The following is an 11813-nucleotide window of genomic DNA, read 5'->3' on the forward strand; positions in this document are numbered from 1 at the left end:
AATCTATTTTAAATTAATCATCTGTTGTTACCCGTTTTTGCCAAGCCTTAAATGCATTGTCCATTTCTGCCACTTTTTCTGGTATATGTTGCGCCAAATTATGAGTTTCTCCGGCATCTTCAGCCAGATTATACAATTCCCATTGTTCAGTACCTTCACGAACGATCTTCCAATCACCATGACGCATAGCGGCTCCGGTTTTCCACTGAAAAAACAATGGTCGACTATGTCTTTTTTTCGAGTCACCAGAAGCTAATTCTAATCGATCTACAAATGACTTCCCTTCTAAAGGCAAAATACTATCAGTTTTGGGGTAACTATGTCCGGTCGCATCCAAAAGTGTTGGAAAAATATCTATAAAGTGTCCATAGAATGTATCATCTATTTTTCCTCTTTCATTAATTTTAGGCCAACTCACAATTGCCGGAGTATTGATTCCTCCCTCGTAACTATTGTTTTTATACATTCTGAAAGGAGTATTACTCACATTGGCCCAATCACTACCCAAAGAGGTCCATTGTCCTACTGTTCCTATTTTACCGTCACCATCGATTTTAACAACTTCGGCGCTACTACCATTATCTGAAAGAAATAGCACAATCGTATTTTGAAGTTTCTTTTGCTCTCTAAGTGCATTCATCACCAGACCAATATTATAGTCCATTCGATCTATCATAGCTGCATAAATTGCCATTTTCAGGTCTTCCTCATCCTTTTTTTCTTCAGAGAGATCTTCCCAGAACATGTGAGTAGGAGCAGAAATTTTGAAGTTTTCGGGAATCAAACCTAGTTCTTTTTGCCTGGTAAAACGTTGTTTTCTTATTGCATCATACCCGACTATATATTTTCCACGATATTTGGCAATATCCTCTGGCCATGCCATCAAAGGATCATGAGGAGCGGTATAAGAAAGATATAAAAAGAATGGTTTTGTTTCTTTTGCCGAAGCATTTATCCATTTCAAAGCCGCATTTGTAAACGCATCAGTAGAATAATAGGTACTATCTGGTGTATAGGGTTCATGTCGTTTCCCATCAATATAAAAAGGTCGAATACGTTTTCTTGCGGGTTTAGCTTCTCCGGGACGCTGGTTTCCAGGATTAAATTGATTAGCTGCACCACTTAATAAGCCATAATACTTATCAAATCCAATATCGGTTGGCACATCTATACCATGATGTTTACCCGACATCCAGGTTAGGTATCCCGCTTTTTTTAATGAGGCTGCAATTGTAGTATTATTGACCCATGGATTTTTCCAGGTACGCCCCGCACCTACTTGTTGTGCATATAAACCTGTGAGCAAAGCAGCTCGGGACGGAAAACATTTTGAAGTGTTATAAAACTGAGTAAATCGAAGCCCATTATAGGCCAAGCTATCTAAAATTGGAGTACTAATTTCACTACCATAGCATCCTAAATCCGACCAACCCATATCATCAGCTAGAATGAGAATAATGTTTGGTTTCTGAGACTTTCCAGAAGTAATTTCTTGCTTCTTTTCCTTTTGGCAAGAAAAGAAACCTAAAACCATTACCAGAATGACCAATCGTGGGATCATAAATAACTTAATCTTTTATTTGATAGGCATACTTCTTTTCCATCTCATCGTAATACGCTTTTAACACATAGAACGCTTTCTTTTTAAACCCTCCGTCTGAAATTAACCCTTTTCGATTCCAACCATCTTGAATAATGGGTAGATTTCTACGAGGGGATCTAAAATCTGCCAATATCCAAGGAGTCATTCCACGAAGTGTTGATATTTTTTTGAGCATTTTAATCTGTTCCTGATACAAATATTCCTGATACTCTTCGGTCCATCTGGTCAATTTATCTCCGTGATGATTGTAAAGTGCTCCCCCGCCAAATTCACTCACAAAAAAAGGTTTATCCACTGGCAATTGCCAGGTAACTTTATCACATTTTTCTGGTAATCCAGAATACCAACCAATGTACTCATTACATGCCAGCATATCTACATCTTCGGCAAAAGGATCTGGGATTTTTACGACATCCTGCACATCTTTTTCATTGCGCTCTAAGGCCGCACTGATGAAACGAGTATTATCAATATTGGTAGCTATTTTTTTAAGCTGACGAAGAAATTCTAATCTTGATTCGGTATCGGGAGTTTCATTTGCTACCGACCAAACAATCACACTCGCTCGATTTTTATCTCGATGCACCATAGTTTCTAACTGACTTTTAGCCTGGCTAAAAGCCTCTGGATTTTCATAATCAATACCCCAATACACAGGAATTTCTTCCCAAAGCAAAAGGCCAAGTTTATCAGCTAGTCTTGGCATATTTTCGTTATGCGGATAATGCGCCAGCCGAATGAAATTACAGTTTAGCTCTTTTGCCCAACCCATTTGCATTTTAGCATCTTCTATAGATCTAGCTCGACCAATTTTTATTGGATTTTCTTCATGAAGACTGATCCCTCGAAGAAAAATAGATTTGCCATTAAGCAAAATATCTGGTCCTTTAGCCTCAATAGTTCTGAAACCAATTTGATCATCAAGTGTATCAATATCTGCCTGAATCTTTACATTATATAATTTTGGTCGTTTAGGATACCACTTCTTTATTTTTTTCGCTGGAATGTCAAAATATACCCGACCTGTTTGATCTGTTGTTGCAGAGAAGTTGATTTTGGCTTCTGGAATGTTAATAGAAACATTGGTTTTTAAAGAGTTCCCGGCTAATTGCACATATCCCTTTATATTTTTGGGATTATCCTTATCCAATTGAATTAAATAATCCTGAATATACGTTGAAGGTACTTCTACCAGCTTCACATCTCTGGTGATTCCTCCGTAATTCCACCAATCTGTAGTATAATTGGGTACTCTGTGTTTTTCTCTTCGATTATCTACACGTACCATCAAAGAATTGTCTTTAGGTTTAACAACATCGGTGATATCAAAATTAAAAGGATCGAAGCCTCCAAGGTGTTGCCCCACTTTTTGTCCGTTTACATATACATCGGTTTGATAATTTGCGGCTCCAAAGTAAATAAAGAGTCTATTATTATCCCCAATCGTATAATCAAATTTGGTTCGATACCAAAGTGAGCCTTCATAATACAATAGTATCCTATCTTGAGAATTCCAATCGCCCGGAACTTTGATTTCTGCAGAAGTATTAAAGTTGTATTCAACTCGATCCCATCGTTCGGTAATAACCTTATCAGTATAATAGGGTTTCGCCGAGTTACGCGTAGATTCCATTTGATCAAAAGGTTTCCAATTTCTATGATTTCGATATCCCGTCTCATAAGGATCAATTACATATTTCCAATTTCCATTAAGCGAAGTGCTCTTACGATTGTATACATTCTGTAATAATGGTGTCTGGGCAAAAACTGAAGAAGCAACTGCCAAAAACAAAAATAGTAGCAGCCCTTTATTAGTTGGACAAAAAGTCGAATTTTTTCTCATTTGATTTGTATTTTAAGCATCATTTGAAGTCCAGTATATTTTTTCTTCTTTCCAAAGATCATTGGCATACTCGATCCCTAATCCTGGAGCTGTAAAAATTGAGATATTACCATTTTTTGGCAGTACAGGAGTGTGCCAGCTTTTTTGTTTTTCTTCACCTCCAACTCGATATTCCTGATGTGCTGTTAAGACAGGACAAACGGCAAACACCTGGTTTGGTGCTGCGGCCATGGGACCTGCCTTTGGTGAATGCGGAGTAAAACCGACACCATAATGCGCAGCCATATGAGATATTTTAAGCGTTCTTACAATTCCACCGTGATAGTAGACATCTGGCTGTAGGATATCCATGGCTTTAATCTCGCACATAAGTTTAAATTGATCAAAACTGCTGTCCTGTTCTCCCCCTGCAATGGCACAGGTCGTTGATGCTCCTTTGACTAATTTATGAGACCACAAATCCTGCCAGTAACAGGGTTCTTCAAAGAACTTTACATCATAACTCTCCAACATTTTTAGTACTTCGATCGCTTCATTTGCAGTATACGAGCTATTACCATCTACATAAATGGTAAAATCATCTCCAAAGGTTTTGCGCACATGAGGTACAAATTGATTGGTTCGGGTGATAAAAGGTTCAATATTTTTCATACGACCACCGATCTTGATTTTTGTTGCCGTAGCCCCTGTGATTTCAACTGTTTTTTGAATTCGTTCAGTTTCTCCTTCAAAAGGTTTTTCTCTTTCAAGGCTAGAAATATATACTGGATATTCTGTTCTAATCTGTTTTCCTAAATAATGGTGAACGGGTTTATTCGTAAGCTTACCCAATAAGTCCCAAATGGCAATTTCGATGGTACCGATAGCATTCCAATAAGGTAATCCAACAAATTTATAATTACGCTCGACTTTAAGAATATCATTCGGCAAATGCGCTACTTCTCTAGCATCTTTACCAATAAAATTGGCTGCGGCAAGTTTTTTAAAAATCGTTTCTGTACTTTTAAAACGACCTGAATTCATGGCAGCCACTCCTTGATTACCTTCTTTATCGGTAATACGGGTAAAATAACGTTTACGCGCCACGACCACTTCGATTTTATCGATAATCACCGGAGAAGTCAATTTATTTTTCACCCTTGAACTAATTTCTTCTTCTATGTTCTTGGGAACATACAATCCATTAGTTTTTATTTGTTCTGATGTAGCAGCTTTTTCTTTTGGATTTTCTGCACAAGCCATTATAGGAAGTGTAGCTGCTGCAGCTCCAACGGTTGCTGTTTTTTTAAGGAATTTACGTCTATCCAACATAACTTATTTCTTTTCTGTGGTTGTGGTGATATCTTTATCTGAAATCATTTTCCCGTTAACGGAAATATTCTTCAATAATAGGTCTTGGGTAAAATTTGCAATTACTGGAGCTGGAGATCTTTTTACGGTAATATTTTCCATAAATACTTTCTGAATGTTTTCTTCTGAACGACCATTGATTTTGATTGAAATTGCTGAAGCTTCTTCGAGCGTTATATTCTGAAAGTAAAAATTATTGTACTTTACAAAATATGCATTACCCCGCCACCCTTTGTAGTCTGTAGTAAATTCGAAACCATATTTTACGGGGTTCAGTACTTTCATATTTCGCATATATATTTCTTCGATAAACCCTCCACGATCAGGATTACTTTTAAATTGAAAAGCATGTTTATCACTCCCGCGAAGGGTATTATTTTCAGCAAATACATTGCGAACCCCGGCAGACATTTCTGAGCCAATGCAAAATCCACTACCCACAATATTGGTAAAATCATTATTCCTGATCACAATGTTTTCTGAGGGAGGATATTTCCACCCATCTTGATCGCGACCCGCCTTGATTGCAATACAATCATCATGTGTATTAATTGTACAGTTTTCGATTAATACATTTTTACAACTTTCGGGGTCAATCCCATCGTCATTGGTAGTTCCTTTTTGAATACTAAGGCGTCGAACTGTAATATTTTCAGAAAGTATTGGATTGATCGTCCAGAATGGGGTACTTTTGATAGTAAAATCTTCAAGAAGAATATTTTTGCATTTGATAAACTGAATTCCCGGAGGACGTAGAAAGTATCCCTCTCCAAAAACACGCTCTTCTATAGGTATTTGATCATTTCCCATTTGACGGGCACGCATCTTACCAGGCCTTTGCTTTTTTTTCCAGGACGCCCAAACCTCTTCACAATTCCCATCTATTTTTCCCTTACCAGTGATGGCTATATTTTCCTGATCAATAGCATAAATCAACGGAGAATAATTCATAATAAAAGTCCCTTCCCAACGCATTTTTACCATAGGTAAATAATCCGAAGGGTTTGGAGAAAAGTTTAAAATTGCACCTTCAGAAATGTGAAGATTAACATTAGATTTCATGAAAATTGAACCTTTTACGAAGTAATTACCCGGTGCAACTTTAATAGTTCCTCCACCATTTACCGATATTTGTTCGATTACTTTGTTAAGAGTACTTCTAAAGCTTAACGTATCAGAAATTGAGTATGTCGTATCTTTAAATGAAGGAGAAATAACTTGTTTCAAAATATTAGGCATGGTTTCATTCCAGGCGGTAACAATTTTGGCACGTGCATAACTTTCATCAAAACTACTTTGCTCACTCTGGTTCTTTTTGCAAGCGATGGCAGTTATGAGAATAAGTATAGGAAATAGTTTATTCATTATTCAAATGTTTTATTTATATGCACTTTGATATACTTTACTTAAAAATCGCATTCCAAAACTTGTAGCTATATCTCGATAATACAACTGAAACGTACCGTCTTTTTTGGCTTTTTGTCTAATCTCATAATACGCTCCAGCCAAGTTTGGATCTTTATGGTCTTTACTAAATTGATTTTTTAGCGTAAAGTTTAATGCTCTCTTTATATTTTCTTCAAAATCAGTGATTCCAAATTCGTATAGCTGCAACCACAAAATACCAGCAAAACTGGCTGCGCTACCACACGGACTGCGTTTGTCGTGGTTTCCGTTTAGATAACTGCTGTACCATATCACTCCGGTTTTATCTTGAACCTTGGCTAGTGCTTTGGCAGTTTTTAAAGCTGCATCCAAATATTTTTGTTCTTTAGTAAGTGTATAGGCCTCAATCAATGCTTCGGCATTCCAGGTATTAAAACGACCATGCACTTTACCAGTTGTTGGATCATTAGGTTCAAAATCCATCCACCAACCATTTTTAGATTGATCATCTATAAGTTTATCACAAATCTCAAGAAATGCATCTTTGTATCGCTCCTCTCCAGTATGAACATACATATCTTTCCATAGATATCCTTCGGCGTTGGGGCGGGCTACATGTTTGATATTAAAAGGCAAGTTTTGATGTTGCTCATGCGGGCTACGATCCTTCCAGATCTCTCCTGTTTTTCCATCTACGATATTATAGCTAAGTCGTTCTTCGGGAATATAGAGATGATCCAAAATCCAAGCGCCTGCATTGGTAGCCACATCGGCATATGTTTTATCCTTTGTAATATCGCTTAGGTTAAATAAACCCGGAGTACCATCTGCAATGGTTGTAGTATTGATTAAATCTCCTAATTTGTTTCCGTGTTTGGCATTTAAGTAACCTTCAAGGTTATGCCCTTTGGGAAACTGTAAACCTACCCACCATTTTCCCGCTCGAATAGCTTCATCATGTGCTTTTTGATTACCTGTCACCTGATACGCCTCTAATAAACCATAAATGGCTTGTCCCGTATGCCAAGCGGCTTCATATGCTTTCCATTCTCCGGTAATGATATGATAGTCACCTTTGGCCATTCCGTTTTCATCAAGCATAGCTTCACTTGTGTGTTGGATGGCCTGATTAAGAGACACTTCTATTTTGGATTTATAATTTTCATCTAGCCTTAATTTTGGGTTTTGCGCAAAACCCATAGTTATTGCAGATGGTATTAGAAGTATTAAAATTCTTATCTCCATATGGTATCTTGGACTAATTAATTTCACCTAATTTACTTTAAAACTTAGTCCTAATCAGTCCATGAAATCAACATGGACCGAATAAGACAATAAACAAACTAACAAATCTAATCTTAGGATATTTCTATGTATAACTTAAATAACCTATTATAATTTAAGAGTATTAAAAATTATAGTTGATCCCAAACCTAGAAAACCAACCATAAGATTCATAATTTGTCACTCTACTTCTTAACCCCTGATATTCTATTGACGGTTCATCCAATAAATTCACAAATTCAGCAAATACGGTTAACCCTTTCATTATTTTTTGAGAAACATTAACGTCTAGTTGATATCGTTCTTCAACATAAAAATCAAGCTCTGGGTTATCTGTAAAACTCAGTAATGACTTTCCATTATAATTTAGGGATAGCCTACTGGTAAATCCTCCTTTATCATAATACAAGGCGGCATTCCATAGATTATCTGCCTGTCCTATAAATGGAACATCCTCTCTGGTATTAGTTTCTCCGGTATCTTCATTAAAAAAATCAAAACTACTATCAGATTGCACATAGGTATAATTAAGATTCACTCCAAGGCCCGATAAGAATCCCGATAGAAAAGTGAACTTTTTTGCTAGATTTACTTCAACACCGTACAGATTAGCCTCATCACCATTAACTGGTTTGGTTTGCCTCCAGCCATCAAATTGATTTCCAGGATCATCAATATCACTTACCTGATCAAATATAAAGTCTTCTACCTTTTTATAAAACAAGCCTCCGGATATGATCCCGTCGCTTCTAAAATAATGTTCAAACAACAAATCTACATTTTGGGCCGAGGCTGGGTTTAGCTCTGGATTACCTGTAGAAATAACCAAATTTTCAAAGCTTAAATTTTGTCTGGGTACCAGATCCTGTAGATCGGGGCGTGCAAAGGACTCGGTATATGATAGACGAAGATTAGTCCTATCTGTAAATGCATATTTTAGATGTACCATGGGTAATACAAAATCAAAATCATTCCCCCCATCGATAGGTCTTGAAGGCTCACGCCCGTCTTCAATAATTTGTAAAGCATCATACTCTACTTCTGTACTTTCATATCGCACTCCGGCCAGAATACGAAATTTATCGAATTGCATTTTCCCTTGCGCGTAGGCCGCCAAAACATCTTCATTGGCATTATAAAAGAACCTATCACTATTGCTTCTTGTTATTCTTTCATTAATCTCATAATTTTGAAAATTATCGACAAAATGCTGATTGGATGCGTTTGCTTCGGGAAAGCTTCCCATTTCATACCGATCGTCAAAAATTGTTCCACTAAATCCATCTGACACCTCATCAAGAGTATAATCTCCATCAAAACCATACTGAACAAGAGTTCTTCTTCTTATGTTTTCAATTCCTCGATATTTACCCCCTACTTTTATTTCACCTTGGTTATTCCCAACCTGAATAGGAAATGCCAGGTTTAGTTGAGCAGAGGTATTCTTACCTTTGTTTATGATTGGAATATCCCGTTGTAGGAAAGAAAAATCAAATGCACTATCGTCTTGCAGATCACCTTCTAAAGCAGTAATTGCCGGAAAATCGGAATCGCTACGATCAAAATTCACTGTTAATCCGCGTTGTCGAAATGTATATCGAAAACTTTCTAATTCTCTCTGCGAAGTAGTATAGGTAATGCCATAATCTAATTTAGCAAGGGAACCCAGTGCATGATCACCGCCAAAAGAAAAGGTGATATTCTCTCGGTCCACTATCTTGTCATTAACATCTCTTCGTACTTCTATATTATTAGCGACCCCTGGGTTTAGAGGGTCATCGTAATTATTTCTGGGTCTGAATCGAATTCGCCTTCTTAAGGTTCGATCATCCAGCTTGCTGTAGATCAATTTTGCAAATACTTTAGAGTTATTATTGAATTTATAGTCTACAGTGGCGTTTGCTCCTATGCGATCTCTTTCTCTTTGAACCGGACGCAAACGAAAATCATCAATCACCCAATCCTCGAAAGAATTCGGATCATCTGAATCACCGATCCTTCTAAACCGATAAGTAGCTTGATAACGCTCGTCTCCGTTATTTGTATTATAATAACTTGTCCCAAATAAAACACCAAATTTATTGTCAGCAAAACGTTGATCATACCTGAACTTGAGAGTGGTACTTCCTTTATCAAATAAGTTATTATAACCCCCTCCTATGGTAGTCCTAAATTGTGCCTTTTCTCCTCGTGCTGTTGGGGTAATTAGATTAATAGCCCCTCCTATAGCATCCCCATCCATTTCTGGAGTGATCGCCTTACTAACCTCCATGGATGCCAACTGATCTGCGGATACTAAATCTAAAGATTCAGATCGAGCACCTTCTTCATCAGTTGGGGGTATTTGTTCACCATTAATCGAAATTGTTGTAAAATTTTGAGGGGTCCCCCTAATTTTCACGATGGAACCTTCACCTCCATCACGTTCGATACTTACCCCTGAGACACGCTGCATTGCCTCTGCGACATTGATATCTGGAAATCTGTTAATCAGATCCGCAGAAACCACCGTTTTTATATTATCCGAGGAACGCTGTAAATTATAAGCTTTCTGTTGCCCTTCAATACTGCCCGTTACAATAACTTCTCCAAGTTGATTAGTAGTTGGTGCTAACTTTATATCTCCTAAATTAACTTCTAATGTTCCTCCTGCGGTTATCTGTACTTCCTTAGTAAACGTATCAAACCCTAGATATGAGATCTCAACTATGTGTCTTCCTAGAGGAACTCTATTTAGAGTAAATAATCCATCCCAATCTGAAGAAGAACCTATTCCTAAAGATCTAATGATTACTGAAGCTCCTGGGAGCACATCATTTTCCGGCCCGATTATTCTTCCGTTAATTACTGCATATTCTTGTTGTATTCTTGTTTCTATTGTATTAATACTCCAAACATTTTCTATTGCAGAAATTGTTTGCGAAAATCCAATACTCATCAGAATTAGTGAAATTCGTTTAAAAAAATATTCTAAGCCCATTTTTCCCTTTTATTTAATTCATATTATTTGTTATGCTATTTCTAAGACAATAAAATCATGCAAATAATTTGTTTAGGGTACTATTGAGTATTATTGAACTGCTAAAAGTATCTAAATAAATATTATTTTGTGCAATCGTTTGCATTAATAATTTGTTACGAATTACGCATTTTTTTGCATAAAACGCAATCATTATTTTAAATAATTTATAAAAAACCTAAATATTAGTGCAATCGATTACATCTTTTTTTCGATATTTGTTCTGCTAAATCAAATATGCAAACGATAATTTTCATTTTAGGATTTCAAACCTGATATTTGTATCCTATAAAAGTATGGCATCTAAAAAAGCAACAATACACGATATCGCAAAGGAGCTCAATATAACGGCTTCTACTGTTTCACGTGCATTAAATAATAATCCCAGAATAAGTGAAGCGACAAAAAAAGCTGTTTTGGGCATGGCCAAAGACCTAAATTATCAACCCAATAACCTAGCCGCCGCTTTAAGAAAAGGAAAAAGTCAACTTATTGGAATTATTGTACCCACCATAAATAGATCTTTCTTCTCCTCAGTAATAAGGGGGGTAGAAGAAGTTGCCAATAAACTAAACTACAGGGTAATTGTAAGTCAATCTAATGAGGATGTCGACAATGAAATAGCTACGCTTAATGCCCTATTAAACGCCAGAGTGGATGGTGTCTTGGTGTCTATAGGAAAAAACACCGATCGATTTGAACATTATAAGGATTTGATGGAAAGAGGAATTCCTCTGGTTCTTTTTGACAGGACTACCAATGAAGTAGGAACAAGTCAGGTAGTTATCGACGATTATCTTGGAGGATACCTAGCAACTGAACATCTAATCAAGCAAGGGTGTAAAAAAATAGTTCATTTCACGAATCTTAAACAGGTAAATATCTACAAAGAAAGATATAGAGGATACCTTGAAGCTTTGAGAGATAACGATATTCCATTTGACGAGTCGCTAGTCTACCAAAGCGATATGCAATTAGTCGATGGTCGCAATTGCACCGAACAATTGTTAGCAAGTCATAAAAAGTTTGATGCGATTTTCTCGGCGAGTGATTATGCAGCTGTTGGAGCCCTGCAAATACTTAAAGAAAATGGAGTCAAAGTCCCAGAAGATGTCGCTCTTGTTGGGTTTAGTAATGAGCCTTTTACTTCGTTCACTGACCCCTCACTTACTACGGTAAGCCAGTTTCCGATTGAAATGGGACAAGCCGCAGCCGAATCCTTTTTTGAAATTCTAGAGGCTAAGAAAAAGAAATTTATTCCTCAAAAAACGGTATTGCAACCCGAATTGATTATTCGGGATTCATCCTTAAAATCAGGGAAGTAAATT

The 11813-nt window shown here is 36.9% G+C and carries 7 protein-coding genes; 1 reads left to right on the forward strand and 6 read right to left on the reverse strand.

All coding sequences use genetic code 11. The features are described 5' to 3' along the window. Window positions 1-13: 13 nt before the first annotated feature. The 6 genes from U6A24_RS02825 to U6A24_RS02850 all read right to left on the reverse strand — a co-directional run bounded on the left by U6A24_RS02825 (window position 14) and on the right by U6A24_RS02850 (window position 10446). Entirely contained in the window at window positions 14-1561 is a 1548-nt protein-coding gene (locus tag U6A24_RS02825) for an arylsulfatase (RefSeq protein WP_324178421.1), read from the reverse strand. A 7-nt stretch (window positions 1562-1568) separates the two neighbouring features. Beyond that, window positions 1569-3446 (reverse strand): glycoside hydrolase family 2 protein, encoded by a 1878-nt coding sequence (locus tag U6A24_RS02830; RefSeq protein WP_324178422.1) that lies wholly within the window; start codon window positions 3444-3446, stop codon window positions 1569-1571. 12 nt (window positions 3447-3458) lie between these two features. Next, a complete protein-coding gene (locus U6A24_RS02835) occupies window positions 3459-4757 on the reverse strand; it encodes a mandelate racemase/muconate lactonizing enzyme family protein (protein WP_324178423.1) in 1299 nt (432 codons plus the stop codon). Window positions 4758-4760: 3 nt separating this feature from the next. Next, window positions 4761-6161, reverse strand: coding sequence for a glycoside hydrolase family 28 protein (locus U6A24_RS02840; protein ID WP_324178424.1), 1401 nt, complete (start codon window positions 6159-6161; stop codon window positions 4761-4763). Between the two features lie 12 nt (window positions 6162-6173). Beyond that, window positions 6174-7454: a glycoside hydrolase family protein gene (locus U6A24_RS02845; RefSeq protein ID WP_324178425.1), complete on the reverse strand. Its 1281-nt coding sequence runs from the start codon at window positions 7452-7454 to the stop codon at window positions 6174-6176. A 136-nt stretch (window positions 7455-7590) separates the two neighbouring features. Next, complete coding sequence (locus U6A24_RS02850) at window positions 7591-10446, reverse strand: TonB-dependent receptor (protein ID WP_324178426.1); 2856 nt, start codon at window positions 10444-10446, stop codon at window positions 7591-7593. Window positions 10447-10781: 335 nt separating this feature from the next. Between U6A24_RS02850 and U6A24_RS02855 the strand changes: the two genes are divergently transcribed. Next, the gene (locus U6A24_RS02855; protein ID WP_324178427.1) at window positions 10782-11810 is read left to right on the forward strand and encodes a LacI family DNA-binding transcriptional regulator; all 1029 of its coding nucleotides are present in this window, start codon (window positions 10782-10784) and stop codon (window positions 11808-11810) included. The last annotated feature ends 3 nt before the right edge of the window (window positions 11811-11813 follow it).

The organism is Aquimarina gracilis, assembly GCF_035285365.1.
In the GTDB taxonomy this organism is placed as follows: domain Bacteria; phylum Bacteroidota; class Bacteroidia; order Flavobacteriales; family Flavobacteriaceae; genus Aquimarina; species Aquimarina gracilis.

Bases quoted from the DNA above. Each gene is read 5' to 3' on its own strand.
- U6A24_RS02825 (WP_324178421.1), bottom strand. From the start codon at position 1,561: ATGATCCCACGATTGGTCATTCTGGTAATGGTTTTAGGTTTCTTTTCT.
- U6A24_RS02830 (WP_324178422.1), bottom strand. From the start codon at position 3,446: ATGAGAAAAAATTCGACTTTTTGTCCAACTAATAAAGGGCTGCTACTA.
- U6A24_RS02835 (WP_324178423.1), bottom strand. From the start codon at position 4,757: ATGTTGGATAGACGTAAATTCCTTAAAAAAACAGCAACCGTTGGAGCT.
- U6A24_RS02840 (WP_324178424.1), bottom strand. From the start codon at position 6,161: ATGAATAAACTATTTCCTATACTTATTCTCATAACTGCCATCGCTTGC.
- U6A24_RS02850 (WP_324178426.1), bottom strand. From the start codon at position 10,446: ATGGGCTTAGAATATTTTTTTAAACGAATTTCACTAATTCTGATGAGT.
- U6A24_RS02855 (WP_324178427.1), top strand. From the start codon at position 10,782: ATGGCATCTAAAAAAGCAACAATACACGATATCGCAAAGGAGCTCAAT.